The organism is Longimicrobium sp., assembly GCF_036280135.1.
Lineage (GTDB): Bacteria > Gemmatimonadota > Gemmatimonadetes > Longimicrobiales > Longimicrobiaceae > Longimicrobium.
The window spans coordinates 1-26062 of the sequence record NZ_DASURI010000261.1 but is presented as its reverse complement, the minus strand read 5'-3'; the positions used below and the strand labels follow the sequence as shown (position 1 = coordinate 26062).

Sequence of the window (26062 nt, the reverse complement as noted above, 5' to 3'; positions counted from 1 at the left end):
GAAGGCGCCGTCTGGATCCATCCCATGCTGGATGGCGCCGCCCGAAGAATCGGGTTGCCGGGGCGCGGGATCCCGCCCGTGCGCTGAGTTGCTCTCGGACCAACCGTGCACGGGCGGGATCGTGCCGGGGAGCGGCTAGATTCTTCGGTCGGCGCCGCATGCATCCAGCAGGGGCAGAGAATCGCGCGGCGCCTTCCTCAGATTGACAGCACGGGCGAGGAACGACCCACCGCATCTGAAAACCGTTCGAACCCGCCCTCAGCACCACGCGGCGAACGTGCGGGTGACGTCGGCGGGGCGGTCGAAGGTCCAGTCCGGCGCCAGCGGCTCGATGGAGCGCAGGAACGCGTCGCGCTCGCCCGGCGCCGTCTTGGCCCAGAGCGCGGCGCCCACGCGCATCCCCGCGTTGCGGCCGGCCTGCAGGTCGCCGCGCGTGTCGCCCACGTACACGGCCTGCCCGGGCGCGATGCCCAGCGCCTCCGCCGCCGCGAGCAGGCCCGACGGATCGGGCTTGGCGGCGTGCCCGTCGTCGTCCGTGATCACCACGTCGAACGGGCCCAGGTCGATCGCGGCCTCCGTCACCGCCCACGCGTCGCGCCCCTTGCCCGTGACGATGCCCAGCCGCAGCCCCGCCGAGCGCAGCCCGCTCAGCATCTCCCGCGCGCCCTCGTACGCACCCTCGCCCAGGGACGCGTGCAGCTCCGCGTACCAGCGCCGCACGTCCGCGTGGCACGCCGCGCCCGCCTCGTCGCCCAGCCACTCCCGCAGGAGCTGCCGCTCCGACGACGGCCGCCGCGCCGCGATCTCCTCGTCGGTGGGCGCGTAGCCCAGGCGCGGCGCCAGCGCGCGGCGGTAGCTCTCCAGGTACAGGCGGTACGTGTCGATGAGCGTCCCGTCCAGGTCGAACAGGATGACGGACGGTGGCGTGATCTGTCTTGTTCTCACGTACACACGCGATGTGGAAGTAAGCAGAAGGAACGGTTGCCTGGTCGTGCGGATTCGGAGTATATTTGGTGCGGACTCCAACCCCTGGTCAAATGCCCAACCGCGTCTACACGCCACTGCAGATCGCGAACTGGTTCCTGGCCAACATCGACCGGGAGGCAGGCGACCTCATCACGCACCTCAAGCTGCAAAAGCTGGTGTACTACGCCCAGGCGTGGTCACTCGCAAGCCGGGGCGTGCCGCTCTTTCAAGAGGATCTCCAGGCGTGGGCGCACGGCCCCGTGGCGCCGAGCGTGTTCCGCGCGTTTCGCGACCGCGGCATGGAGCCTATTCCGACGCCGGCTCGCGTTCCGCAACTCGATGATGAGACGGTCGAGCTCCTGCAGGAGGTGCTGGACGTCTACGGTGAGCACTCCGCCAAAAAGCTCGAGATGCTTACGCACCGCGAGGCGCCCTGGCGTAACGCGAGGGGCAACCTGCCGCCCGAGGCGCGTTCCGACGCCATCATTCCCAAGGCGGCCATGCAGACGTTCTACCGCAACCTGGGCGAGCAGCTGACGGCGGGATGAATGGGGAAGGGAAAACCCAGGGGCAGGCTGGTCCCTCGTGAGGCGGCGGTCGGTCCGGAAGACGGCGGGCGCAAGTACCTCACCAGCGTCGAGCAGCAGATGCTGGGGCTGATGGAGGCCAACTCCGATCGCGAGCGGGCGTACATCGCCCTGAAGTACTATCAGTCCGCGTACGAGTGCTTCTCGGATTGGAGCCGCGACGAGCTGCGGGCGTTCAGCGCGTTCTGCGACAAGGTCAACGAGCGCACCTGGGAGCAGATCAGGCAGAGCGGCGGGACGCGGGGAACCAAGACGGGGCTGGGGTTCACGCCGCACAAGGATCGGCGCAAGCTGCCGAACAACGGCTTGCTGGACATGGTCAGTCCGGAGGTGGAGTTCTCCGAGCTGCGTGTCACGGAGCGCGCGCGGGTGCACGGATTCCGGATGAAGTCCGCGTTCTTCCTGGTGTGGCTGGACAGGGATCACCGCGTGTACGCCGAGTAGCAAAAGAGGCATGGAGTCCGCGGGCTCCGTGCCTCTTTTGCGACGTGCGTAGTGGCTCAGCGGTTCGCGGAGGGCGTGCGCGGCGGGGCGGGGACGAGCGTGACGTCGCGCTCCTCGCCACCGGTGCGGACGCGCAGCTGGTAGCGCCGGCCCGGCACCAGCTGGCGCCAGTTGACGCAGGGCTCGCGCGTGTCGCAGCCGTCGATCCGCAGGATCTGGTCACCCGCGCGCAGCCCGGCCGCCTCCGCGGGCGAGCCCGCCGCCACGGATGTGACCACGGGCGGGTCCAGGTCCGTTCCCAGCTCCGAGGTCCGGCCCTGCTGCTCCATCCCCATCCCCACCCACGCAGTCGCGGGCGGCTGCGGGATCTCGGTCGTTCCCGCGGTCGCGCTGGCGGTCTGCGCCGCGGCGGGTGCGGATACGGCCAGGGCGGCGAGCATGGCGAGGGCGTGGAGGCGCATCGGCGGGATCGGGTGCGGAGGATGGATTTCGGCTGGATGCGTGACGGTAGACGCGCGGCGCCGTGCCGTCAAGCCGGATGCAGGGCGCGGGCTCTCCCGGATGCACGAGACCCGTCCGGGACGCATCCCGGACGGGTCTCATCCGATCACCTCCGGCCAGGACGCGTCAGGTCAGCGCCGACTGGCCGTGCGTGGCCTCGAGGTCAAAGGCCGTCGGGGGCAGCGGGACGGCGATCTCCCTGCCGCACAGCGAATCGGCCAGGTGCTGCGCCAGCGCCACCATCGTCATCGTGGGGTTCCACGACCCGCTCGTAGGCCACAGCGCGCCCCCCGTCACATACACGTTCTCCACGCCCCGCAGCCGGTAGTCCAGGTCCACGGGCGCGTCGTCGTCTTCGCCGATCCAGAGCGTGGAACCCTCGTGCACCAGCGCGGGCACGCGGATCTGCCCCGTGGACGGCCGCTCGGACTTCCACGTTCCCACGTCCTGGTCACCGTGCCAGTACTCCACCCCCTGCGCGCCGCGTGGAGAAAGCACGCGCTCCAGCGCCTGGAAGGTGCCCTCGTCCATGGTGTCCCACACCGCCATGTCGGCCTCGTTGGCGGTCACCTGCAGCATCACGTTGGTGGTGGGATCGCTCACGCCGTCGTCGTTGCGCCGGAACCAGGTGTCCTCGTTGCGATAGTCCAGCTCGCCCAGCACCGCGCAGACGAACACCACGTAGTCCTCCGACGAGAGCAGCTGCGCCGGCGAGGCGGTGGCCACCACGTCGGGCATGTGGCGCGCGGCGGCCTGGGCGTTCTTGACGGGGAACCGGTCCGACAGCGCCGTGAGCTGGATGTGGTACTGGCCGCGCGTCTCGGGGTTCATCCCCGCCATGTAGATGGCCGCCAGCTCCAGCTCGCCGATCTGCTCGTGGAAGTCGTAGTCCGTGCGCCGCACCCGCGCCACCACCGAGGTGATGAAGTGCGCCGTGAACCGCTCGCCCGCGCGCTCCACCTGGGGAAACGAGTTGAGCACCAGGGTCGTGGGCGGCAGGGTGCCCATGGCCAGGATGAGCTTGGCGTTCCCCACGTTCACCATGCCCCGCGTGGTGTCCAGCGCCGTGGCGCGCCCGTCCTGCTGCAGCACGCGCGTGACGGTGCAGTCCGTGGCAATGCGCAGCGGCGCGCCTTTGTCCGCCTTGGCCCGCAGGTTGGCCTCGCTGCAGACGGCCAGCAGGGGGCCGGGCGTGGAGAACTTCTGGAAGTCAACGCCGTGCAGCTCGCGTGCGCCGGCGGCCAGCGGCGCGGACATGGCGCGGGTGGCGGACGGGATGCGGTCCAGCCCCTCCCGCAGGTACCGTGTAAGCTCGTGCTGCAGGATGCCGTAGATGGGGCGCATCTCCGGCGGCGGCGCGTTCCGTCCGCGATCGATCTCGTCGGCGGGGATGACGTTGAGCAGCGACTCCGCCTCGGGAAAGTACTTGTTGGCCGCGGCGATCACCGGCTCCGGCCAGCCCTCCATCTCCTCGCGCGTGGGGCGCGGGCACCACGCGCTCCACAGCGTGGACCGTCCGCCTACGAACGGCACCATCCCGTGCTGCCAGCGGATGTACTCGCCGGCCACGGTGCGCGCCGAAAGGGTCCAGGGAAAGGTCTCCGACAGCCCGCCCAGCGTCCGCTGAAACGGGAGCGGCAGGTTCTGGAAGTGCTCGGGCAAAAAGAAGGAGCCCCGCTCCAGGACCAGGATGCGCGCGTCCGGGTTCTGCCGGAGCGTGCGCTCCACGAACGCCAGGGCGCAGAACCCGCTCCCGATGACGATGTAGTCGAACTGCTCCTCTTCGCGCACCCGCTTCCACTCGCTTTGCGAAAGGAAGAAGACGTGGTTCATCACATCCTGGCCGGTGGGGTTCTGCGGGCCGGGAGTGGGAAAGCCGTAGTTGAAGTTGGGAGCGGATGTGGCGGTCTTCATGGAGGTTACCTCGAAAATGACGGGATGATGCGGAATTCCGCGGCGGGCCATGGCGCCGCGGAGGTGGAACGACCAGGCTCGGGCTCGCTTTCTGGAGATGATGGAGGGAAGGGAGGAGGGCGGATCTGCCGGTGATGAAGTGAAGATATTATGTCTCTAACGGCGCTCTGTGCAAGGGTGTCGTAAACGGATCCTTCCGGACCGATCGCTCCCGGAACGCGGGCGGTCCGCAACCCCATCAACGCAGAACGCGCCGCCCCCGGGACGACAGGGGCGGCGCGTGCGGAACGTCGATGCGTATCGCGGACGGTCAGCTCATCCGCCTGGCCCGTCGCATCATCCAGACAAAGAAGAGCGCCAGCAGGCCCACGATCCCCGCGGCCACGAGGGCGCCGCCCGTCTGCGGGATCTCGTCCGGCGCGGAGGCGGGCGCGCGACGGGCCGGCGCCGCGGGCGCTGCGGACGGCGTCTGCTGCGTCGGCATCGTCCGCGGCGGCAGCACCGTGGGCGACGGCGACGGCCGCTCCACGCGCGCCAGGCGGGCCGCGTAGGCGCCATACGCGTCGGGAAAGACGGCCACGTGGTAGTGCGGCGGATGCCGTTCGCGCGTGGCGTCCAGCAGGTCCTTTTGCTCCAGCGTCAGCAGCGCCTTCTCGAACCACTTCTGGCACTTGCTGGACTTGCTGATCCGGAAGTCCACCGCCATCCCCGCCGGGTGCACGGACAGCTTGTGGGCGTTGCCCGGCTGCTCGCTCAGGGGCCGGGTGAGGCTGGTGACCACGAGCTGCTCGCCGCATCCCTTGCGGTACTCTGCGGCCATGTTCTCGATGAACGTCTTGATCTCCGGCCGCGCGAAGGGAAAGCTCACGCGGTTGAGCATGTAGTCCGCGCCCCCGGAGACGGGGATGAGCCGCGCCTTGGCCACCAGCTCCGCCACGTCGGCCGGCGACGAGGCAAAGGTAAAGTCCTCGGCCACGGCCACGGCGTGCTGCCGCTCCATGGAGGCCGGCGAGCCGCGCATGGTCACGGTCGGCTTGGCCGCCGCCGCGCCGATGGCCAGCCCCACGGCCGCGGCCGCGATGACGGCGCCAGGAAGCGCCGCTGCACTCAATCGGTTCCGGATCGTCGCTCGTGACACCGTGCGTGTTCTGTCTGTCGGGTTCCCGCCCCTCGTCCTCCAGGGCGGGACCGCCATGCAGGATGGGTTCCACCACGACCGCCGGCGGCGCTCCCGATCCCGTTCTGTCCCAACGTCTTGACGCACCCGTGCTAGCGACGGCCCGTCCCCGGGCCGCGTTCAGCCGCCCGCGCGGGGCCGGCTTCGCTCCGGCGAGGCGAGCGCCTGGCCCGGGCCGGCCAGCGGACGGCAGACGCGCTCCACGTCCGGCGTCTCCTGCGCCGGGTCCCACGCGCCCAGGACCACGGTAAGGGGCACCTCGGCGCCGTCGCGCCGCACGATGTAGTGCACGGTATCGCCCGCCAGGCGGGGCTGCGCGGGCGGGTTGCCCACCATGTCGTGGCCGTCCTGGACCACGAGCATGTCGCCGCCCTTCATCCCGCCCGCCTCCGCCGGTGAGCCGGGCTGCACGCTTTCGATCACCGGGTAGTCCGGGAACACGACGGTGGAGCCGTCCGTGCGCGTCAGGGTGGTGGACGACCCGGCGGTCATGGTGCCCCGGCACCCCGTCGGCCGGGACGCGCCGGGGGTGGACGTCTGCGCGGCCAGGGCGGCAGGCAGGAGGAGCGCGGCCGCGGCCACGGGGATGGATACAAGGGACGAGCGTCGCATGCGCCGATGGGGCTGAGGGGACGTTGCACCCGCCGTGGAAGCAGCACGGACGGCGGGTGAACCTGCGTGTGCGCGGGTAGGATGCGCGGGACGCGGGGATGGTTGCGTCCACCCCGCAATCTACATGGACGGCGTCCCCGGCACGAGGATGATGATCTCGTCCCTCACACGTAGCGCGCGACGGCCATGCACCCCGTGGCCACCAGCAGCAGCGTCATGGCCAGCGCCGTGCACCAGCGGACGCGCGCCTGCAGCCGGCCCATCTGCCGCGCCTCGTCGGGCGTGGGGGCGCGCCGCTCGCCCCGCGCCTGCCCGCCGATCATCGCCATTCGCCGGGCGGCGGGACCCGTGCCCAGCGCGCCCGTCAGCAGCGCCAGCACGCCCGCCGCGCCGCCGGCCCCCAGCACCATCCCCTGGTGCGTGGCCGCGAACGCGCCCTGCGTGAGGGCCGACATCCGCGCGTAGAGGGCGATGCCGCTCAGGATGGTGGTCGCCGCCGTCGCCACCATGTAGATCCCCGCCCGCCGGTCGCGCATGAGCGCGGGGAGAAAGCCGTCCGCGTCCGCGTCGCGCGCCGCCGGAACGACGAACCCCGCCATCAGCACCGCCGCGCCCACCCACATCACCCCGCCCGCCACGTGCAGCAGCCGCAGGGCCAGCACCAGCGCGTATTCTCCCGTCATCGTCCGTCTCCCGGTTTCTCGTGTTCGGGGAAGGTTGCCCGCGGATTTCACTGTGCGTACAGTACAATGAATCCACAACACGGGAGATGCGGATGAGCCCGCGTACCTACAACAGTTCCCGCCGCCGCGAGAGCGCCGAAGCCACGCGCGAGCGCATCGTTATGGCCGCGCACGGGCTGCTGGCGGAGCCCGCCGGCGTGAGCGCGTTCACGGTGGAGGCGGTGGCCCGGCGGGCGGGCGTGGCGCGGATGACGGTGTACAACCAATTCGGCAGCAAGGCGGCGCTGCTGGAGGCGCTGTTCGACCTGATGGTGCGGCGCGGCGGCATCGACCAGGGGATGCCGAAGGTGTTTCGCGTGGGGGATCCGCTGGACGCGTTCGCGGTGATGTTCGACGTGCTGGCGCGCTACTACTCGACGGACCGGACGGTCAAGCGGCGGGTGCACGCGCTGGCGGCGCTGCAGCCGGACGTGGCGCGGGCGCTGGGCCTGCGCGAGGACCGGCGCCGGCGCGGCATCCGGACGCTGCTGGGGCGGATGGGTCGTCCGTGGCCGCCCGCGCGGCTGGACGACCTGGAGCAGCTGGTGTTCACGTTGACGAGCTTCGAGTCGTTCGATACGCTCGCCGGCCCGTACCGCGCCTTTCCCGACGTGGCCCCGCTCCTCGCCGCCACCGTCCGCGCGGTGCTGTCGGCGGAGTAGGGTGGGATGCAAGGAAGGGAGCGGCCGCGTGGTCGCTCCCGTCCTTGCATCCGGGGATTTGCCCTGCTACCGCTTGAGCGCAGTCTCGACCGCGCGAGCGATGCGATCGAGTTCCGCCTGCAGGCGATTGCCACGGAACTTCATCAGCGGCTCGTTGGGATCGTTCACTGCCTTGAAGCGTGACAGCTCCGGGATGAGATCGAACCGGCAGGTGCTGACGATGACGGGGAGAATGATCGTCCCCTTCTTGTCCGCCGCGTCCAGCAGCGGCGGCAGCTCCTTTTCCAGGATGAATCGCGAGGCGAGAAAGTTCGCACTCACCAGCAGGAGCGCCACGTCCGCCGAATTCAACTGCTCGGTGATCTCGTCGTGCCAGTCGGCGCCCGGCTGGATGTCCCTGTCGCTCCAGAGCAGGGACGTGCGCTGCAACTGCGCGAGGTGTGGCTGGAGTCTTTCCAGCCACACCTTGTCCTTGCGGCTGTAGCTGATGAACACGCGCTTCTGCTTCGGCGAGGCTTCCGCCACGGGCGCGGCTCGGTGCGTCGAGGCTGGCTGTGGTGCCGATGCGGGCGCTCTGCTGGCGCTGCGGGGCCGCGATGACTCAGGCACGGCGGACGTACGCGCTCCCGGCTCGGTCGTGCGGCCCAGCAGATCGCTGATCGTAATGCCACGCTTCACGCTTTCTGCTGGTGCAGGCGCCGGAGGAGCGGGCTTGGGCGTACCCGTGCCGATTTCGCGGTCCAGTAGATCGCTGATCTTCAGGCCGCGCTTCTGGTCGGGGAGAGAGGCCAGGATGGTGGGGCTGGTGACGTGGATCGTGAGCACGGCCGCGTTCGGAGCCGTTTCCCGGAACCCGGCCGCGAGGGCTTGAGCCGCGACGGGCGCGGGTAGCTTGCCCGCGCCCGTGCCGAGCAACGGCGCGCTCACCCGCACCAGCTGGTGAGTGAACGCCAGCTTTCCCACCACCCTTCCGATCTGCTCGATGACCTCGGGCGTGGACGACAGTCCCACCACGGAGGCGGCGTAGGTCACGAACCGGTACTTCGGATGCGGGAGCTGGAACCATACGGTCTGGTGCCGGGCCACATCCTGCGGAGGGAGTGGAACGACCTCCCGCCGCAACTGCTCGGCCATGGAAGTTGTCACGGTCCCACTGGAGGACATCGGGATGACGAGAAGGTCGCATGCCTCGTCGAAGATGCTTCCCAGGCGGTACTCGATCCGTGCGGGCATGTTCAATGTAGTGAAGTTGTGCAGGGTCGTGTCCCGGTCCGTGGTCCGCTTCGCCTCGGATCCACACTGCCGGGGCAGCCTGTCCATTGTTTCGTCGTTGTCCAGTTTTCGTGCTTCGCCGCTCACATCGTTGCACAATCTTACGAGGAAGGCAACGGCGTGTTAAGTGGAGCCTGATGAAAAGTACGCTCGCCGTGTCTTGGAGAATGGCGGCCGTCTGCGCTATATTGGACCGTTGGAACGATCATCAAGTGCAAGGACACGATGACCATCACCGCCGCGAGCACCCGCCGATTTATCCGCCCCCCGACCCTGTCCGGGGTGTGGGAGCGGTGCGCGCGCGGCTGACGCGGCGATCTCGTTCTCTCCGGCGTGGCCCTCACGGGCCGAAACGCCCCCCGGATGCGGTCCGGGGGGCGTCTTTGTGTCCATCGACAACGCATCCACTGATTCCGACCGGAATCATCCGTGACCGGAGAGAACGACCATGAAGCCCACGATCGTGTCCCACGACGCCTACCTGCGCGCCGTCACCCTGCGCGACCTCACCGATCCGGCGCAGGGCCCGCACGCCCTGCAGATGCTCCTGGACCGCATCACACACGCGCTGCGCGAGCGCTGGGGATGCGCGGTCCGCGTGCACCGGGCGCACCCGGCCGTGCCCGTGGAGCACAACTACGACCGGCTGCACTATCCGCCCGGCGGCGCCGCCCGCGACGCGCGCTACACCCGCTACGTCAGCGAGACGACCGTGCTGCGCTCGCAGACCTCCGCCATGATCCCGTCGCTGCTGGCGGAGATCGCGCAGGATCCGCCGGCGGACGTGCTGCTGGCATGTCCCGGCCTGGTGTACCGCCGCGACGAGATCGACCGGCTGCACACGGGCGAGCCGCACCAGGTGGACCTGTGGCGCATCGTCCGGGGCCGCGTGGGCACGGATGATCTGCGCGGGATGGTGGCCACGGTGCTGGACGCCGTCCTCCCCGGCCGCGCGTACCGGCTGAACGACGCCGCGCACCCGTACACGACGGACGGCGTGGAGATCGAGGTGCGGTCGGACGACGGCGGATGGATCGAGGCGGGCGAGTGCGGCCTGGCGCTCCCGGCCATCCTGCGCGAGGCCGACCTGCCGGGCGAGTACACCGGGCTGGCGATGGGCCTGGGCCTGGACCGCCTGCTGATGCTGGTGAAGGGGATGGACGACATCCGCGCGCTGCGCTCGGCCGATCCGCGCATCGCCGCGCAGATGCTGGACCTGGAGCCGTATCGCCCCGTGAGCGCGCAGCCGCCCGTGCGCCGCGACCTGTCCGTCGCCGTCGCGGCGGACCGCACGCCGGAGGAGCTGGGCGACCGCATCCGCGAGGCGCTGGGCGAGCGCGTGGAGGCGCTGGAGTCCGTCCAGGTGCTGAGCGAGACGCCCTACGACGCGCTACCGCCCCAGGCGCGCGAGAGGATCGGCATGCGTCCGGGGCAGAAGAACGTGCTGGTGCGCATCGTCATCCGCGACTTGGCGCGCACGCTCACGAGCGCCGAAGCCAACGCCCTGCGCGACGCCGTCTACGCGTCGCTGCACGAAGGCAGCGCCTGGCAGTGGGCCTCCGCCGCGGCATGATGCTCCGGACGGAAGCGGCGGAAACGAGAAAGCCCCCGAATCGTCGGGGGCTTTCTCGTTCGCCGGAGTTTTTCACAGACGTTCAGCAAGTCGCTGAAGGCGGCGACGCTGATAGTCGGCCCGAATTTGCTGCTTGGCACGTTCGGACTTGTCGAACTCCTCGCGAAATTCGCGGAGGGCGGCTTCGTTGCGCCGAATCATCTCGGCCAGCCGTTCCTCAATCTCCGTGTAGATCCGGGTTTGCTCCTGAACGGTCATGCCGCACCTCCGTTTGCTCGCGTTCGGGGACTTGGCATCGTTCCCGCTTTCGCAATGCGTAACCTTCTCTCCGGATTCACACCAGTCCCCCTGCTCACTTTCACCGGAGCCGGCCCGAAGCGCCGTTCACGAATGGTGTAGTGAGCGGCGCTCAGTTTTTTCCAGCGTTTGCGCGGGTTTTCGCGCGGTGTAGATTGTCCGCGCATCGTCCGTGAATCCGAGCGCCGTCCACCCGCACCCGAGCCGCCGAATGCGCACCGTCCGCGAGCTGTTCGACCTTTCCGGCCGCGTGGCCCTGGTAACGGGCGGCGGCCGCGGCCTGGGTGAGCAGATCGCGCGTGGGCTGGCGCAGGCGGGCGCCGCCGTGGCCGTGGGCTCGCGCAAGCGCGAGGCGTGCGAGGACGTGGCCCGTGAGCTCGCCGAGGCCCATGGCGTGCGTACCCTCGCCCTCACGCTCGACGTCTCGTCCGAGGACGCCGTGCGCGCGGCGGTGGATCAGGTGGAGGCGGAGCTGGGCCCCGTGGACCTGCTGGTGAACAACTCCGGCACCTCGTGGGGCGCGCCCGCCGCGGAGATGCCGCTGGAGGCATGGCGCAAGGTGATGGAGACCAACGTGACGGGCACGTTCCTGTGCTCGCGCGAGGTGGGCCGGCGGCTCATCGAGCGGGGCGCGCCGGGCGCCATCCTGAACGTGGCGTCCATCGCCGGCCTGCGCGGCACGCCGCCGGAGGTGCTGGACGCGGCGGGCTACAGCGCCAGCAAGGGCGCCGTCATCGCCCTTACGCGCGACTTGGCGGTCAAGTGGGCGCGCCACGGCATCCGGGTGAACGCCGTCGCCCCCGGCTTCTTCCCCACGAAGATGACGGAGGTGGTGCTGCAGCACGCGGAAAAGCTGGTGGCGCGCAACATCCCCCTGGGCCGCGTGGGCGGCGAGGACGAGCTGATGGGCGCCGCGCTCTTTCTGCTCTCCCCCGCCGCGGGCTACGTCACGGGCCAGGTGCTCGCCGTTGACGGGGGCCTGACGGCGGGCTGAGGGACGGCAGTGCGAGAGTGCGAAAGTGCGAAAGTGCGAGAGTAACTGACCGACAGCACGGCTCGCGGCGGAGCGACTGAAGTCGCCGCAACAACTGCGGAAAGCCTCGCAAACTGCGCGAGGCTTCAACGGCGGGCACTTCGCGCTGGTGCACTGAACCCGGTATCGCTGGGGCAGTCCGCGCAGGCGGACTTCGCGAGTTTCCAGCGGCGAATTCATTCGCTCCTGGCCCGCGCGGGCTCCGCTCCGGTGCATCCCGGCGGCTCGCGCAGGGCTGACATCCCGGTCCGGCGACGGAGTCCGCGCCGGCCGGCAGCGTGTGTGATTGGGCAAGAACGACGCAGCACTTCACCGTGATCCACAACGGGAGAGCGTGATGGCAACGATCCTTGACGAAGAACAGGCGCAGGCCGCGCCGCCCGTGCGCATGGAGATCAGCGACGGACTGGCCGTCATTCGCCTGAACGACCCCGCCCGCCCCGTGAACGTCATCTCCGAGGGCCTGCTGCGGGAGATGGGCGACCTGCTCGACCGGCTGGAGAACGGCGAGGGCGGCGTGCGCGCGGCCGTCATCATCTCCGAGAAGAAGGGCACCTGGATCGCCGGCGCCGACATCGAGGAGTTCAAGAACTTCCAGGGTCCCGCCGACGCCGAGGCCGCCAGCCGTGCCGGCCAGGAGCTGCTCAACCGCATCGAGCGCCTGCGCATCCCGGTCGTGGCGGCCATCGACGGCGCCGCGCTGGGCGGCGGGCTGGAGACGGCCCTGGCGTGCACCTACCGCATCGCCACGGACAGCCCCAAGACCAAGCTGGGCCTTCCCGAGGTGCAGCTGGGCATCATCCCCGGCGCGGGCGGCACGGCACGCCTGCCGCGGCTCATCGGCCTGCGGGGCGCGCTGGACCTGATGCTCACGGGCAAGCAGCTGGACGCGCGCCGCGCCCTCAAGGCCGGCATCGTGGACGAGGTGGTCCCCGCGCCCATCCTGCTGGAGGTCGCCGGCCGCCAGGCCATGGCGCTGGCCGCGCGCAAGCTGCAGCCCAGGGCCGCGCGCCCCAGCGGCTCGCCGGACCGCGTGGAGAACCTGCTGCCCATGAAGCGCCTGATCTTCAGCAAGGCGCGGCAGGGGGTGATGAGCAAGACGCATGGCCTGTATCCCGCCCCGCTGCGGCTGCTCAAGGTGGTGGAGCGCGGCATCGACAAGTCCGTGGACGAGGCGCTCGATCTCGAAGCCAAGGCGTTCGGCGAGCTGGCCGTGACGCCGGAAGCGCGCTCGCTCGTCCACGTCTTTTTCACGAGCACGGCGGCCAAGAACGATCCCGGGCTGGAGACGCCGGCCAAGGCCAACCCCATCGACCAGGTGGCCATCGTGGGCGCGGGCTTCATGGGCGCGGGCATCGCCGCCACGTCCGCCGAGGCGGGCATCCGCGTCCGGCTCAAGGACGTGAAGCCCGAGGCCGCCGCCAAGGGCCTGCGCACGGCCCGCGAGTCGCTGGCCAAGCGGGCCAAGCGCAAGAAGATGAAGCGCTTCCAGGTCACGGCCCTCACGGACCGGGTGCAGCCCACGACGGAATACACGGGCTTTCACGCGTCCGACATCGTCGTCGAGGCCGTGTTCGAGGACCTGGACCTCAAGCACCGCGTCATCAAGGAGATCGAGGACGCGGCGGGCGAAGGCGTCGTCCTCGGCTCCAATACGTCCACCATCCCCATCACGAAGCTGGCGGAGGCGTCCGCGCGGCCGGACCACGTCATCGGCCTGCACTTCTTTTCCCCCGTGGAAAAGATGCCGCTCGTGGAGATCATCACCCACGCGGGCACGGCCGACTGGGTGACGGCCACGGCGCACGGCTACGCCAAGAAGATCGGCAAGACGCCCATCGTGGTGCACGACGCGCCGGGCTTCTACGTCAACCGCATCCTCTCGCCGTACATGGCCGAGGCCGCGCTCCTGCTGCAGGAGGGCGTGCGGATGGAGGACATCGACCGCGCCATGACGGACTGGGGCTTCCCCGTCGGACCGATTACCCTCTACGACGAGGTGGGGCTGGACGTGGCGCAAAAGGCGGGAAAGATCATGGCCGCCGCCTTCAGCGACCGCATGGGCAACCCGCCGACGGTCGTGGACAGGATGGTGGAGGACGGCCGGCTCGGTCGAAAGAACGGCAAGGGCTTCTACACCTTTGACGGCGACGGAAAGAAGGGCGGGCCCGACGAGGCCGTCTACGCCCTCATCGGCAACCCGTCGAAGAAGGAGATGCCCAAGGCCGAGATCCAGGAGCGCCTGGGCCTGGTGATGGTGAACGAGGCCGTGCGCACGCTGGAGGAGGGCGTCCTGCGCAGCGCCCGCGACGGCGACGTGGGCGCCGTGTTCGGCATCGGCTTCCCGCCGTTCCGCGGCGGGCCGTTCTGGTTCGTGGACACGGAGGGCGCGCAGTCCGTGCTGGAGCGGCTGCGGGCGCTGGAGGCGCGCTACGGCAAGCGGTTCGCCCCCGCGGCGCGGCTGGAGGAGATGGCGCGGGACAAGCGCCGCTTCTTCGAAGACGGCGACGCGTGACGGCCGCCGCCCCCGTGCGGTCGGTGGCGCCCGGCGTCCACCGCATCAGCGTGCCCCTGCCGTTCCCCCCGCGCGAGGTGGCGGCGTGGATCCTGGAGGGCGACCACGGGCACGTGCTGGTGGACACGGGCATCGACACGCCGCCGGCCCGGGGCGCCCTGCGCGACGCCGCGCTGGACGTGGGCGTCACGCCCGACACCCTGCGCGACGTCGTCCTGACCCACGCGCACATCGACCACTACGGTCTCGCCGGCCCCGTCCGCGACTGGAGCGGGGCCACGCTCAGCATGCACGCCCGCGAGGAGCAGCTGGCCACGCGGTGGGTGCACGGCTGGCCCACGGACCGCGCGTCCGTGGCGGAGCACTTCCGGGCGAGCGGCATTCCCGCCGAGCTGGCGGATGCGCTGCTGCGCGCGTCGGACCGCATCCACGAGCGCTACCAGTACTACGCGCCCGACGTGCTGCTGGAGGGAGATGCGGGGGCGCTGCCGGGCGGGGGCGGATGGGAGTGGATGCTCACGCCCGGCCACTCGCCCGGCCACGTGACGGTCTACCACCCCGAGCGGCGGATTTTGATCACGGGCGACCACGTGCTGCCGCGCATCTCCCCCAACATCGGCGCGGACCTGTACGCGGAGAACCCGCTGGCGGACTACCTCCAGTCGCTGCGCCGCCTGCGGGACCTGCCGGTGGACCTGGTGCTGCCGTCGCACGGGGAGCCGTTCGCGGACCTGGCGGGGCGCGTCGACTGGATCCTGGCGCACCACGACGAGCGCAACGCGCAGGCCCTGGATGCGCTGGACCAGCCGCGGACCGCGCTGGAGGTGACGCAGCGCCTGTTCACGGACCTGCCGCCGGACAACTTTCTGCACGCCCTGCGCGAGGCCCGCGCCCACCTGGCGTACCTGGAAAGCGTGGGCGCCGTGCGGCGCGAGGTGCGCGGCGGTCTGGAGCTGTGGAGTCGCGGATAGGCGACGGCTGATCCCGGCCGCGGCGCACATACCTTCCCGCTGCTTGACTTCCTGAGGGGCCCTCCCGATACCAATGCGTGCGGCCCCGAAGGATCTCGCCTGTCTTCGCTCGACGCCTGCGACACTGGCGGATGATGGCAGGCGGGTCCGGGTGGGTAATCGGCGCAGGAGTCCCGTCGCTGCGCGACGGGGGGCCCTCTCCCCCGCCGGGCCTTTTGCTCGTTCCTCGCAACGGCCGGCGACCCCTCCCCCAAACTGCGGGGGAGGGGTTGTCGTAAGCGCGGTCTGGGCGCGGAACCGGGCTCGTGCACGGGCTGGGTTCTCCTCTCTCCGCGAGGAACGAGCGGGAGAGGCCGGGAGAGAGGCGCTCCGCGGGCCGGCAGACTCCCGCCGCCGTGCACGGGAAGTTCTCCCTTCCCCCATGCCGTTTATGGGGGAAGGGTCAGGGATGGGGGGCGCTCGGCGGCGGCGGGAATGCCCGCCGAAGTGCACAAACCTTCCTGCCCCGGGCGCGGCGCCGGTCTTGCCCCGGCACCCGCGACCATCGAAGTTGCTCCCTTTCCGCGCCGCCTCACCGCGGCCGGACGGGAACGGTGCATCCACCCCATTACGGGAGCGGCTTCCATGGACGAGAGCTGGCGCCAGAACCTGGTGACGACGGAGCAGGGCATCGCCGACCTCCTGCGCGAAAGCCGGCGCGTGGCCGTGCTGGGCATCAAGACCGAGGCGCAGTCGGGGCAGGCCGCGTTCTACGTTCCCGAGTACCTGCACAACGCGGGGCTGGACGTGGTGCCCGTGCCCGTATACTACCCCGACGTCACCGAGATCCTGGGCAAGAAGGTCTACCGCCGCGTGGCCGACGTTCCCGGCGACATCGACATCGTCAACGTGTTCCGCCGGTCGCAGGACGTGCCGCCCCACGTGGACGACATCCTGGCCGCGAAGCCCAAGGCCGTGTGGATGCAGAGCGGCATCCGCAACGACGAGGCGGCCATGCGGCTGGCGCAGGCCGGCATCAAGGTGGTCCAGGACCGCTGCCTGATGGTGGAGCACCGCCGCGTCCGCGTCTAGCCAGAGTGCCTGCAGCGAATGAGAATCCTTCTCAATCGCGAAAGGACGCAGATTGGACGGCCGCCGCCCGTTCGGCGGCCGTCGCGCAAGTGGTTGTTTCGCAACGGCTTGCAAAACGTAAGGAAAACCCCTACGAACGGTAGGCGGTTGGCTGATATTGCCGAGGGGGGTGCCCCGTGTTATATGGGGTTGCTCCGTACGGCAAACGGGTGATCCGGGGCCCGAACCCACGCCGGCGCGAGGGCCGCGACCGGGGGAACTTCCCCTGCTCGCGGCACAGGCATTCTCCGTCCAGTCAGACGATGACCAGAGCTCTTCGCATGGCAGCGCTGGCGCTGCTCCCGCTCGCCATGGCCGGCTGCCGCGGCTACAAGCCCGCGGATCCGCCCGAGCAGCCCATCGCGTTCTACCACAACGTGCACGCGGGCGACAACAAGATCCCGTGCGCGTACTGCCACTACACGGCCGACCGGTCGCCGGACGCGGGCATTCCCAGCGTGCAGCTGTGCGTGGGCTGCCACGTGCCGGGCAGCAGCGCGCCCACGGCCCTGCGGGGACAGGCCCAGCTGGCCTTTCCCAAGGTCAAGGACAACGGCCGTGACAGCGCGTGGTACAAGGAAGGGCAAAAGCTCGTCAACTACTGGAAGAACGGGCAGGGGATCCCCTGGGTCCGCATCCACAAGATCCCCGAGCACGCCAAGTTCCCGCACTACACCCACGTGAACGCGGGGCTGCAGTGCCAGACGTGCCACGGCCCCGTGCAGGAGATGAAGGAGATGTACCAGTTCTCCTCGCTGCGCATGGGCTGGTGCATCGACTGCCACCGGGGCGAGATGCCGCTGTCGCCGCAGGAAGAGGCGTCCGTGAGGCAGCGCTCGTCGTTCATCCAGCGCATCTCCGCCCTGCGCCAGGCGGGAGGGGACACGCGCGCCCTGCAGGAGAGGTTCCCCAACCAGCGGGCGTCCACCGACTGCATGGTTTGCCACTACTGATGACGGACGCGACCGAGAGAAGGACGCTGAGGAGACCGCATGTCTGACGGAATGAAGAGACGCACCTTTCTGAAGGTGCTCGGCGCGTCCGGGGCGGCCACGGCGACGGTGGGATGCTCCACCGGCGAGGTCGAGAAGCTGGTTCCGTTCGTGGTGCCGCCGGAGGAGATCGTCCCCGGCGTTCCCACGTACTACAGCACCACCTGCCGCGAGTGCCCGGCCGGCTGCGGCCTGCACGTGGAAACGCACGAGGGCCGGGCCACCAAGGTGGAGGGCAACCCCGAGCACCCCATCAGCCACGGCAACACCTGCCTTCGCGGGCAGGCCAGCGTGCAGGGGCTCTACCACCCCGACCGCTACACGGGCCCGTTGCTCATGGAGTTTGGCGTGGACCAGCCGCGCAACGTCTCCTGGAGCCAGGCCGAGCGCGTGGTGGCCGAGGAGATCCGCCGCGCCCCGCGCGGCAGCGTGGTGTTCCTCACGAGCGGATACCGCGGTTCCCTGGACACGCTGGTGGACCAGTTCGTGGCCGCCAACGGCATTCGCCGCGTGGACTGGGCCCCGCTGGAAGACACCCCGCGCGACCTGGACTTCGCCGACGCCGACCTGCTGGTGAGCTTTGGCGCCGACTTCCTGGAGACCTGGGGGTCGCCCGTGCACTACGCCTGGCAGTTCAGCCAGCAGCACGGCTACCGCAACGGCCGCCGCGGCCGCTTCGTGTGGGTGGGCCCGCACCGCCCCCTCACGGGCCTGAACGCCGACCTGTGGATCCAGACCCGCCCCGGCACCGAGGCCCTCGTGGCCCAGGCGCTGGCCGGCGGCGACCTGGCGCAGGTGGCCGCGCAGACGGGTGACGCCGAGCAGACGCAGCAGCGCGCCGCCGCCCTGCAGACCCTGCAGCAGTGGTGGGGCGAGGCCGGCCGCAAGGTGGCCATGGGCCCCGGCGCGTCCGTGCAGGGCCCCAACTCCGAGGTGCTGCGCCAGGCCGTGGACCGGCTGAACGGCCGCACCACGCCGCCCCCGGCCGATGCGCGCCCCCTGCAGCAGCTCATCCAGCAGATGAACGCGGGGCAGGTGCGCGTGGTCCTGCTGGACGGCAGCAACCCGGTGTACACGGTGCCCGGCGGCCTCAAGTTCCGCGAGGCGCTGGCCAAGGTGCCCGTGCGCGTGAGCTTCAGTACCTTCCCCGACGACACGTCGCGGATGGCCACGCACCTGCTGCCCCAGAGCCACTTCCTGGAGCGCTGGGACGACTACGTGCCCGCGCCGGGCGTGTTCGAGCTGGTGCAGCCGGTGATGAAGCCTGTCTTCAACACCAAGGCCATGGGCGAGATCGTCCTGGGGCTGAGCACCGCCCTGGGCCAGGCCCCCGCGGCCGGCGCCACCGACTGGCTGGGCTACCTGCGCGCCGCCTGGGCGGGCCGCGCCGGCTCGCCGGATGCCTGGCGCGCGGCGCTCAAGCGCGGCGGCGTGTTCCCCGCCGGGAGCACGGGCACGCAGGCCCTGGGCTTCGTCACGCAGCCCGCCGCGGCCGCGCAGACCACGCAGACGTCCCCGGCCACGACGACCCCGGCGCAGACGGCGGATTCGTCCGCGGCTCCGGCCGCGGCCGCCGCGCCGGTCCAGGCGCCGGCGCCGGTCCCCGCGACGCCCACCCCGGCGCCCGCGCGCACCATCGGCCCGGTGAGCTTTCAGCCGCCGCGGTACGAGGGACCGGCGGACGGCCTGCACCTGGTGGTGTACCCGTCGCATCGCTTCTTCGACGGCCGCACGGGCAACCGCCCGTGGCTGCTGGAGCTGGCGGACCCGGTCACCAAGGTGTCGTGGGCGTCGTGGGCCGAGATGCACCCCGACACGGCCCGCAAGCTGGGCGTGGAGCAGGGCGACGAGGTGGAGATCCAGTCGCCGCATGGCTCCGTCACCACGCGCGTGTACGTCTACCCGGGCGTCATCCGCGACACGGTGGCCATCCAGATGGGCCTGGGCCACGAGGACTTTGGCCGCTGGAACCAGGGCATGGGCGTGAACCCCATGCGCCTGCTGGGCAGCATCGACGCGCAGACGGGCGCCGTGAACACGGCGGGCGTCAAGGTGTCGGTCACGCCCACGGGCAGCGGCAACATCCGCCGCGCGTTCCCGCGGGGCCTGGTGGAGCAGGGCGTGCGCGTGCAGCACGACCGCGCCATCGCCAAGGCCATCGGGCTGTCCACCATCACGCGCCTGGACCAGTCCGGCCCCGCCGGCATCCTGCCGCACGAGCGGCAGCTCATCGAGGAGCTCAAGGGCGCGGGCGGCTTCGTGCCCGAGCCCGTGCAGAGCAACGACCCCGCGGCGGCGTACCCGCCCCCGGGGACGGAGTACGGCGAGTACATCGACAACGACACGCGCTGGGCCATGGTCATCGACCTGGCCAAGTGCATTGGCTGCGCGTCGTGCGTGATCGCCTGCCAGGCGGAGAACAACATCCCCGTCGTGGGCCCGCACGAGGTGCTCAAGGGCCGCGAGCTGCACTGGCTGCGCATCGAGCGCTACTGGGGCGTGAGCCGGCAGGTGGAGGAGGCGTACCAGGACGACGCCACGGACGACACGCGGTTCCTGCCCATGCTGTGCCAGCACTGCGGGCAGGCGCCGTGCGAGCCCGTGTGCCCGGTGTACGCCGCGTACCACACGCCCGACGGCCTGAACGGGCAGGTGTACAACCGCTGCGTGGGCACGCGCTACTGCGCGCAGAACTGCCCCTGGAAGGTGCGCGTCTTCAACTGGTTCACGTACGAGTTCGCCGAGCCCATGAACTGGCAGCTCAACCCGGACGTGACCGTGCGCGAAAAGGGCGTGATGGAGAAGTGCACCTTCTGCGTGCAGCGCATTCACGAGGCGGAGCGCGGCGCCAGCGCCGAGGGCCGCCCGGTGCGCGACGGCGAGGTCACGCCGGCCTGCGTGCAGACGTGCCCCACGGAGGTGTTCGTCTTCGGCAACATGTCGGACCCCAACAGCGCCGTGTCGCAGGCCGCCCACAGCCACCGCGGCTACCGCGCGCTGGGCGAGCTCAACACGCACACGGCCATCGTCTACCTGAGCAAGGTCACGCTGCACGAGCCGCGCAACGGCGGCCACGGCGCCTGGCCGGCCGCCGAGGGCGGGAGCACGGAGCACATGCCGCAGGGTGGGCAGAACCACGGGGCCGCCGAGGCCCAGCAGGGAGGTCACTGAGATGGAGACCGTGACGCGCTCCGCCTTCCACCCGGACGTCGAGAGCTACGAGCAGGTAAACCGCGACGCGCTCCGGCTGCTCACGCCGCCGGGCCGCGGGTACGTGGCGCTGCTGGGCATGTCCGTGTGCCTGGTGGGGCTCCTGGTGTTCTCCGAGCTGCACAACATCCTCTTTGGCCTGGGGATGATCGGGGACAACTGGGCCATCATGATCACCACCTTCGTGTTCTGGGTGGGCATCGGCCACGCGGGGACGCTGATCTCCGCGATCCTGTACCTGTTCCGGGCCCCGTGGCGGCAGGCGGTGTACCGCTTTGCCGAGGCCATGACGGTGTTCGCGGTGCTCACGGCGGCCCTGTTCCCGCTGCTGCACATCGGCCGCCCGTGGTTCTTCTACTGGCTGCTGCCGCTGCCCAGCCAGCGCCACATCTGGCCCAACTTCCGCTCGCCGCTGCTGTGGGACGTGTTCGCCGTGACCACGTACCTCACGGTGAGCTCGGTGTTCTTCTTCATCGGCCTGATCCCGGACATCGCGGCGGCGCGCGACGGGGCCACGACCCCCATCCGCAAGCGGGTGTACACGGTGCTGTCGCTGGGGTGGCGGGGCACGGACCGCGAGTGGCGCCACTTCACGCGGGCGTACCTGTTCCTGGCCGCCCTGGCCACGCCCCTGGTGCTCTCGGTGCACTCGGTGGTGTCGTGGGACTTCGCCGTGTCCATCGTGCCGGGCTGGCACACCACCATCTTCGCCCCGTACTTCGTGGCCGGCGCCATCCTTTCGGGCGTGGCCATGGTGGTGACGCTGATGGTGCCCGTGCACCGCATCTTCCGGCTGGGGGCGTACTTCACGCCCATGCACTACGACCGGCTGGCCAAGCTGCTGCTGCTCACCTCCATCATCGTGGGCTACGCCTACGGGATGGAGTACTTCATGGCGTACTACTCGGGCGAGCTGTACGAGCGTGACGTGTTCTGGGACCGCGTGACGGGCGACTACTGGTGGGCGGGGTGGTCCATGATCACCTTCAACGCCATCGTCCCGCAGCTGCTGTGGTTCAAGAAGATCCGGCAGAACCTGAACGCGTTCTTCATCATCTCGGTGTTCGTGAACATCGGGATGTGGTACGAGCGGTTCGTGATCATCGTGCCGTCGCTGGCGCACAGCTACGAGCCGTGGAAGTTCTGGAACCTCCACATGACGTGGGTGGACGCGGGCCTGCTGCTGGGCAGCTTTGGCTGGTTCTTCATGTGGTTCCTGCTGTTCCTGCGCACGCTCCCGGGCCTGTCGATGGCCGAGATCAAGGAGGTGCTGCCTCCGCCCGTGCGCAACGCGGACCACCACGCGCACGACGAGGCCCACGCGGTGCGGGAGGTGCTCCCCACCGGCTACGAGGAGCGGGAGGTACGATGAGCAAGCTGCGCACGGGCGTCCTGGGCGTGTTTCCGCACCTGGACACCGCCACCGCCGCCATCCGGCGGCTGCGCCACGAGGGGTTCGAGCTCACGGTGTACTCGCCCACGCCCCGCCACGAGGTGGAGGAGGCGCTGGGGGTAAAGGAGAGCCCGGTCCGCATCTTTACCCTGGTCGGTGCCTTCACGGGCACCGCCGCGGGCACGGCGCTGGCCACCTGGGCCTCGCTGGACTGGCCGCTGGTGGTGGGCGGCAAGGAGATCATCGCCCTGCCGGGCTTCAGCGTGATCATGTTCGAGCTCACCATCCTGCTGGGCGCGCTCAGCACGGTGGCCGGCCTGTTCCTGCTGGGGCGCATCCCCCACGTGGGTGCCCCCGAGGCCCCCATGTACCACCCGTCGTTCACGGCGGGCAACTTTGGCGTGTTCGCGCACGCCCCGCGCGACCGCTACGGCGACGTGCAGCGCATCATGACCGAGAGCGGATCCGAGGAGGTGCTCGTTGACCAGCGCTAACCTGGCGCGCGCGGCGGCTTTGGGAGCGGCCGTCCTCGCGCTGTCCGCCTGTACGGACTGGGCGGGGTACGACCTGGACCGGGCGGCCGGCAAGGTCCCGGCCTTCAGCACCATGCGCAACGACGTGTCGCCGGACCCGTACCAGATGGTGCGCGAGCCGGTGCCGGGAACGGTGCCGGCCCTGCACCCCCTGGGCGACGTGCCCGAGCGGTACTCGCAGACCCAGCTGGACAGCGTGGCGGCCTTGCTGAGCAACCCGCTGCAGCCCACGCCGCAGGTGCTGGCGCGCGGGCAGCGGGTGTACGAGGCCAACTGCGCCGTGTGCCACGGCCCCGAGGGCGCGGGCAACGGGCCGGTGGTGGACGCCAACAACAAGTTCCCGTTCGCCCCGGCCATCAACGGCGCGGCCACGGCGGCGCGCAGCGACGGCTACGTGTACGCCGTCATCGACGCGGGCCGCAACTTCATGCCGCCGTACGGCGCGCGCATCACGCACGCGGACCGCTGGGCGGTGGTGACGTACGTGCGGCACCTGGAGCAGCGCGCCGGGACGCCCGCGACGTCGCCCATCCCGCAGGCCAGCGCGGGCGGCGCCGCCCTGGACGCGGGCACCGTGCCGCCCAGCGCCGAGCCGCAGCCGTCGGCGGGAACGCCGCCGGCCACGATGGAGAACCGTCCTTCCAGCACCGTGCCCTGACGATAGCGACCGATGTCTCATAACGATTCGCATCCGTCCTCCCTTCCCCTGCGCATGGCGCCGTTCTCGGCCGTGCTCGTGGGGGGCGGCGTGGTGCTGGGGGTGGTCGGCATCGCCCTGGCGTTCCTCCTGGCCCCGACCTCGCAGCGCGCCCTGGCGGCGCTGCACTTCAACTGGATGTTCTGGTCGTCGGTGGCCATCGGGATGGTGGTGTTCTCCGTGGCCCTGCACCTGACGCACGCCCGGTGGGCCTGGAGCATCAAGCGCTTCTCGCTGGCCGGCTCGGCGTTCCTTCCCGTGTCGTTCGTGATCTTTCCGATCATGCTCTTCATGGGGCGCAACGTCTTCTTTCACCACTGGCTGCCCCACGGCGGCCACGACCCGCGCCAGTCGGACCCGGTGCTGCACGCCAAGGCGGCGTGGCTGAGCTTTCCGGGGATGATGGTGCGCGACATGGTGGCCCTGGTGGTGCTGTACGGCCTGGCGCTGCTGTTCACGTACCACCAGCTGCGCCCGGACATGCACGGCCGCGGCTGGGGCCGGCCCACGGACGACGCGGTGGCCGTGGCCGAGGACGCGTACCGGCGCAACCTGAAGATCGGCGTGTTCACGGCGCTGGCGTTCGCCTTTGGCTGGGGGCTCATCGCCATCGACATCGGCATGACGACGCTGCCGCACTTCTTCAGCACGATGTTCCCGGTGACGTTCTTCATCAGCGCGTTCCACTCGGCCATCGCCATGACCATCGTCATGGTGGTGCTGCACCGGAAGTCGCTGGGGCTGGAGTCGTACATCACCGAGAAGCAGTTCCACGACATCGGCAAGCTGCTGTTCGCCTTTGCCGTGTTCTGGATGTACATCAACTGGTCGCAGTACGTGGTGATCTGGTACGGCCTGCTGCCCACGGAGCAGGAGTACTTCGTCCGCAAGTTCAACCAGCCGTTCGGCCCGTACGTGATGGCCACGGTCATGCTCATCTTCGTGGTGCCGTTCTTTGGCCTGCTGCCGCGGGCCGTCAAGAAGGCGTCGCCCATCCTGGCCGGGTTCGCCGTGCTGGTGCTGCTGGGCCACTGGATGGAGCGCTTCCTGCTCGCCACGCCCAACTACTGGGAGGAGAGCTGGGGCCACATCGGCATCGGGCTGCCGGAGATCCTGATGGCGCTGGGCTTCCTGGGGCTCTTCGTGGCGTGCTACCGGTTCTTCCTGAGCCGCTACCCCGTGCTGCCCTCGCCGGTGTCGCTCAACGCGATCCCGTCGGGCCTGGTGACCTTCCCCGCGCCCACCCGCGTGCGTCCCGCCGAGGCCTGAGCGTTCCGGGTCACGCAGAGGGCGGATGAACGGACGATCCCGCGGCTTCTCTCGAGAGGCCGCGGGATCTTTCGTTTGGTCCGGCTTGGAGAGCAACTGCATTCTCACGCAGAGCCGCAGAGGACGCAGAGTACTGCAACTGCATTTTCACGCAGAGGGAGCAGGGGCAGCAGAGGATCTCATCGCGCGATGAAGTACTCTGCGCCTCTGCGGCTCTGCGTGAGAAATCTGTTGTCGGTTGGTTGTGAGCGCTGCAACGGTGGCACCTGTCATCCGGTGCACGGAGGCGCTATCCTGTTGGGCAAGGCAGACCTCCGCGTGCGTGGCGCAGGGGTTGCAAATCCGCCGCGCCGGGTGGCCGGCGCCGCCCGAAGGACCCGACGCACTTCAACATCGACATGCATTCGTACCGTTTCGCGCGCCTGCTTTCCGCGGCCGCGGTCCTGCTGCTGGCCGGCTGCTCCGTCGTAGGCGGGGGCGGCGGCGGGCCCGCGCCCGACGACGCGGACCCGCGCATCACCGCGCCGCCCGCCGAGGGACCGCCCGTGCGCCGCGACCTCAAGTACGTCGTGGTGGACGTGGACGTGAACGAGCTGCGCTTCATGGACGGCAACCAGGTGCTGTGGCGCGCCCCCGTGGGCACCGGCACGGGCTTTCGCCTGTCGCACCACAGCGGGCGAGACTGGCAGTTTGACACGCCCAGCGGCACCATGTACGTGCAGTACAAGGAGCAGAACCCCACCTGGTTCATCCCGGACTGGTGGTTCATCGAGAACCGGCGCCCCATCCCCCCGCAGGGCTCGCCCGAGCGCAAGCAGGAGGGCGGGCTGGGCGCCGCGGCCGTGTACCTGGGCAACGAGCTGGCCATCCACGGCACCGACAAGCCCGAGCTGCTGGGCCGCCGCGTGTCGCACGGGTGCATCCGCCTGAGCAACGAGAACGCCCTGCGCCTGTTCCACAACGTGCAGATCGGCACGCCCGTCATCATCGTGGGCAGCGCGCCCGTCCTGGGCGAGCAGCCCGACAGCGTGGCCGCGTTCACCCGGCAGGCCCGCCGCGTGCCCACGCCGCCCAACCCGCTCGCCCGCGCGGGCACGCAGGCGCTGCTCACGCGGCTGGACCGCGAGCTGGCCGTCACCGCCGACACGGCGCACGCGTGGGTCAACACGGCGCACACGCTCCTGGAGCGCGGCCTGGCCGACGACGCCATGGCCCTGCGCGGCCTGCTGCAGCGCGCCGGCCAAGCGGGGCCCGCGGTGCGCGACGAGGAGTTCTCCACCTTCCTGGCGGATGCGTTCTCGCGCGGTTCGCTGCGCGTGGTGGTCTCGCTCAACCGCATTCCCGAGGCGGCGCGCGACCGCGCGGCGCGGGCCATCGTGGAGGCGACGATGGAGATGTGGCACGGCGGGCTGGACGAGCCCACGGCGCCCTGGCCCACGCGCCGGCTGCCCAAGGACCGGCTGGGGCCCGAGGGGCAGGCCGGGTGGGACGCCATCGCGCGGGCGGAGGCCGCGTACCGCGACCGGTACCGCGCCCGCCCCGCGCAATCCACCTCGCGGGAGCGCTGATGCCGGGGACGGACGGGATGGAGCTGCTGGGGCGGCAGGACCTG

General features: G+C 70.3%; 23 protein-coding genes. 15 read left to right on the top strand and 8 right to left on the bottom strand.

Going from position 1 to position 26062, the window contains the following annotated elements; translation table 11 throughout:
- Positions 1–258: 258 nt before the first annotated feature.
- On the bottom strand, positions 259–945 hold the full coding sequence (locus VFZ20_RS08160; RefSeq protein ID WP_329683360.1) for an HAD family hydrolase: 687 nt from the start codon (positions 943–945) through the stop codon (positions 259–261).
- Between the two features lie 92 nt (positions 946–1037).
- Here VFZ20_RS08160 and VFZ20_RS08155 point away from each other — a divergent pair, with 92 nt between their 5' ends.
- Together VFZ20_RS08155 and VFZ20_RS08150 are read left to right on the top strand one after the other, a co-directional pair.
- Entirely contained in the window at positions 1038–1514 is a 477-nt protein-coding gene (locus tag VFZ20_RS08155; RefSeq protein WP_329683359.1) for a Panacea domain-containing protein, read from the top strand.
- Positions 1515–1997, top strand: coding sequence for an MAG6450 family protein (locus VFZ20_RS08150; protein WP_329683358.1), 483 nt, complete (start codon positions 1515–1517; stop codon positions 1995–1997).
- Between the two features lie 56 nt (positions 1998–2053).
- On the opposite strand, the gene VFZ20_RS08145 is transcribed toward VFZ20_RS08150, so the two are convergent.
- The 5 genes from VFZ20_RS08145 to VFZ20_RS08125 all read right to left on the bottom strand — a co-directional run bounded on the left by VFZ20_RS08145 (position 2054) and on the right by VFZ20_RS08125 (position 6884).
- Positions 2054–2458 carry a PDZ domain-containing protein gene (locus VFZ20_RS08145; protein WP_329683357.1) on the bottom strand — a complete coding sequence of 135 codons (405 nt, stop codon included), beginning with the start codon at positions 2456–2458 and terminating at the stop codon, positions 2054–2056.
- A 166-nt stretch (positions 2459–2624) separates the two neighbouring features.
- Entirely contained in the window at positions 2625–4412 is a 1788-nt protein-coding gene (locus VFZ20_RS08140; RefSeq protein WP_329683356.1) for a GMC oxidoreductase, read from the bottom strand.
- A gap of 310 nt (positions 4413–4722) precedes the next feature.
- Positions 4723–5523 (bottom strand): DUF5715 family protein, encoded by an 801-nt coding sequence (locus tag VFZ20_RS08135; RefSeq protein ID WP_329683355.1) that lies wholly within the window; start codon positions 5521–5523, stop codon positions 4723–4725.
- Between the two features lie 186 nt (positions 5524–5709).
- Positions 5710–6201 (bottom strand): hypothetical protein, encoded by a 492-nt coding sequence (locus VFZ20_RS08130; protein WP_329683354.1) that lies wholly within the window; start codon positions 6199–6201, stop codon positions 5710–5712.
- Between the two features lie 164 nt (positions 6202–6365).
- Positions 6366–6884 carry a hypothetical protein gene (locus VFZ20_RS08125; RefSeq protein ID WP_329683353.1) on the bottom strand — a complete coding sequence of 173 codons (519 nt, stop codon included), beginning with the start codon at positions 6882–6884 and terminating at the stop codon, positions 6366–6368.
- 92 nt (positions 6885–6976) lie between these two features.
- Here VFZ20_RS08125 and VFZ20_RS08120 point away from each other — a divergent pair, with 92 nt between their 5' ends.
- Positions 6977–7585, top strand: coding sequence for a helix-turn-helix domain-containing protein (locus tag VFZ20_RS08120; RefSeq protein WP_329683352.1), 609 nt, complete (start codon positions 6977–6979; stop codon positions 7583–7585).
- Positions 7586–7651: 66 nt separating this feature from the next.
- On the opposite strand, the gene VFZ20_RS08115 is transcribed toward VFZ20_RS08120, so the two are convergent.
- Positions 7652–8905, bottom strand: coding sequence for a TIR domain-containing protein (locus tag VFZ20_RS08115; protein WP_329683351.1), 1254 nt, complete (start codon positions 8903–8905; stop codon positions 7652–7654).
- A 400-nt stretch (positions 8906–9305) separates the two neighbouring features.
- Here VFZ20_RS08115 and VFZ20_RS08110 point away from each other — a divergent pair, with 400 nt between their 5' ends.
- Positions 9306–10430 carry a hypothetical protein gene (locus VFZ20_RS08110; protein WP_329683350.1) on the top strand — a complete coding sequence of 375 codons (1125 nt, stop codon included), beginning with the start codon at positions 9306–9308 and terminating at the stop codon, positions 10428–10430.
- Between the two features lie 72 nt (positions 10431–10502).
- Here the strand turns inward: VFZ20_RS08110 and VFZ20_RS08105 are convergent, their stop codons facing one another.
- Entirely contained in the window at positions 10503–10688 is a 186-nt protein-coding gene (locus tag VFZ20_RS08105; protein WP_329683349.1) for a hypothetical protein, read from the bottom strand.
- A 250-nt stretch (positions 10689–10938) separates the two neighbouring features.
- Between VFZ20_RS08105 and VFZ20_RS08100 the strand changes: the two genes are divergently transcribed.
- The 11 genes from VFZ20_RS08100 (at position 10939) to VFZ20_RS08050 (ending at position 26018) form a co-directional block, all read left to right on the top strand.
- Entirely contained in the window at positions 10939–11721 is a 783-nt protein-coding gene (locus VFZ20_RS08100) for an SDR family oxidoreductase (protein WP_329683348.1), read from the top strand.
- Between the two features lie 376 nt (positions 11722–12097).
- Entirely contained in the window at positions 12098–14275 is a 2178-nt protein-coding gene (locus VFZ20_RS08095; RefSeq protein ID WP_329683347.1) for a 3-hydroxyacyl-CoA dehydrogenase NAD-binding domain-containing protein, read from the top strand.
- Positions 14272–15246, top strand: coding sequence for an MBL fold metallo-hydrolase (locus VFZ20_RS08090; protein WP_329683346.1), 975 nt, complete (start codon positions 14272–14274; stop codon positions 15244–15246). Before VFZ20_RS08095 ends, VFZ20_RS08090 begins: the two co-directional genes overlap by 4 nt.
- Positions 15247–15870: 624 nt before the next feature.
- Positions 15871–16317: a CoA-binding protein gene (locus VFZ20_RS08085; RefSeq protein ID WP_329683345.1), complete on the top strand. Its 447-nt coding sequence runs from the start codon at positions 15871–15873 to the stop codon at positions 16315–16317.
- 320 nt (positions 16318–16637) lie between these two features.
- Positions 16638–17309, top strand: coding sequence for a cytochrome c3 family protein (locus tag VFZ20_RS08080; protein WP_329683344.1), 672 nt, complete (start codon positions 16638–16640; stop codon positions 17307–17309).
- Between the two features lie 51 nt (positions 17310–17360).
- The gene (locus tag VFZ20_RS08075) at positions 17361–20519 is read left to right on the top strand and encodes a molybdopterin dinucleotide binding domain-containing protein (protein WP_329683343.1); all 3159 of its coding nucleotides are present in this window, start codon (positions 17361–17363) and stop codon (positions 20517–20519) included.
- A gap of 1 nt (position 20520) precedes the next feature.
- Entirely contained in the window at positions 20521–21930 is a 1410-nt protein-coding gene (gene nrfD / locus VFZ20_RS08070; RefSeq protein WP_329683342.1) for an NrfD/PsrC family molybdoenzyme membrane anchor subunit, read from the top strand.
- The gene (locus VFZ20_RS08065) at positions 21927–22445 is read left to right on the top strand and encodes a DUF3341 domain-containing protein (RefSeq protein WP_329683341.1); all 519 of its coding nucleotides are present in this window, start codon (positions 21927–21929) and stop codon (positions 22443–22445) included. Before nrfD ends, VFZ20_RS08065 begins: the two co-directional genes overlap by 4 nt.
- Complete coding sequence (locus tag VFZ20_RS08060) at positions 22432–23142, top strand: cytochrome c (RefSeq protein WP_329683340.1); 711 nt, start codon at positions 22432–22434, stop codon at positions 23140–23142. The genes VFZ20_RS08065 and VFZ20_RS08060 overlap by 14 nt, the downstream gene beginning before the upstream one ends.
- A gap of 12 nt (positions 23143–23154) precedes the next feature.
- Positions 23155–24450 (top strand): hypothetical protein, encoded by a 1296-nt coding sequence (locus tag VFZ20_RS08055; protein ID WP_329683339.1) that lies wholly within the window; start codon positions 23155–23157, stop codon positions 24448–24450.
- Between the two features lie 398 nt (positions 24451–24848).
- Complete coding sequence (locus VFZ20_RS08050; protein ID WP_329683338.1) at positions 24849–26018, top strand: L,D-transpeptidase; 1170 nt, start codon at positions 24849–24851, stop codon at positions 26016–26018.
- Positions 26019–26062 lie beyond the last annotated feature (44 nt).

Excerpts from the sequence above, each read along its gene's own strand:
- VFZ20_RS08155 (WP_329683359.1), top strand. The coding sequence starts at position 1,038 with ATGCCCAACCGCGTCTACACGCCACTGCAGATCGCGAACTGGTTCCTG.
- VFZ20_RS08150 (WP_329683358.1), top strand. The coding sequence starts at position 1,515 with ATGGGGAAGGGAAAACCCAGGGGCAGGCTGGTCCCTCGTGAGGCGGCG.
- VFZ20_RS08145 (WP_329683357.1), bottom strand. The coding sequence starts at position 2,458 with ATGCGCCTCCACGCCCTCGCCATGCTCGCCGCCCTGGCCGTATCCGCA.
- VFZ20_RS08140 (WP_329683356.1), bottom strand. The coding sequence starts at position 4,412 with ATGAAGACCGCCACATCCGCTCCCAACTTCAACTACGGCTTTCCCACT.
- VFZ20_RS08130 (WP_329683354.1), bottom strand. The coding sequence starts at position 6,201 with ATGCGACGCTCGTCCCTTGTATCCATCCCCGTGGCCGCGGCCGCGCTC.
- VFZ20_RS08125 (WP_329683353.1), bottom strand. The coding sequence starts at position 6,884 with ATGACGGGAGAATACGCGCTGGTGCTGGCCCTGCGGCTGCTGCACGTG.
- VFZ20_RS08120 (WP_329683352.1), top strand. The coding sequence starts at position 6,977 with ATGAGCCCGCGTACCTACAACAGTTCCCGCCGCCGCGAGAGCGCCGAA.
- VFZ20_RS08115 (WP_329683351.1), bottom strand. The coding sequence starts at position 8,905 with ATGGACAGGCTGCCCCGGCAGTGTGGATCCGAGGCGAAGCGGACCACG.
- VFZ20_RS08110 (WP_329683350.1), top strand. The coding sequence starts at position 9,306 with ATGAAGCCCACGATCGTGTCCCACGACGCCTACCTGCGCGCCGTCACC.
- VFZ20_RS08105 (WP_329683349.1), bottom strand. The coding sequence starts at position 10,688 with ATGACCGTTCAGGAGCAAACCCGGATCTACACGGAGATTGAGGAACGG.
- VFZ20_RS08100 (WP_329683348.1), top strand. The coding sequence starts at position 10,939 with ATGCGCACCGTCCGCGAGCTGTTCGACCTTTCCGGCCGCGTGGCCCTG.
- VFZ20_RS08095 (WP_329683347.1), top strand. The coding sequence starts at position 12,098 with ATGGCAACGATCCTTGACGAAGAACAGGCGCAGGCCGCGCCGCCCGTG.
- VFZ20_RS08085 (WP_329683345.1), top strand. The coding sequence starts at position 15,871 with ATGGACGAGAGCTGGCGCCAGAACCTGGTGACGACGGAGCAGGGCATC.
- VFZ20_RS08080 (WP_329683344.1), top strand. The coding sequence starts at position 16,638 with ATGGCAGCGCTGGCGCTGCTCCCGCTCGCCATGGCCGGCTGCCGCGGC.
- VFZ20_RS08075 (WP_329683343.1), top strand. The coding sequence starts at position 17,361 with ATGAAGAGACGCACCTTTCTGAAGGTGCTCGGCGCGTCCGGGGCGGCC.
- nrfD (WP_329683342.1), top strand. The coding sequence starts at position 20,521 with ATGGAGACCGTGACGCGCTCCGCCTTCCACCCGGACGTCGAGAGCTAC.
- VFZ20_RS08065 (WP_329683341.1), top strand. The coding sequence starts at position 21,927 with ATGAGCAAGCTGCGCACGGGCGTCCTGGGCGTGTTTCCGCACCTGGAC.
- VFZ20_RS08055 (WP_329683339.1), top strand. The coding sequence starts at position 23,155 with ATGTCTCATAACGATTCGCATCCGTCCTCCCTTCCCCTGCGCATGGCG.
- VFZ20_RS08050 (WP_329683338.1), top strand. The coding sequence starts at position 24,849 with ATGCATTCGTACCGTTTCGCGCGCCTGCTTTCCGCGGCCGCGGTCCTG.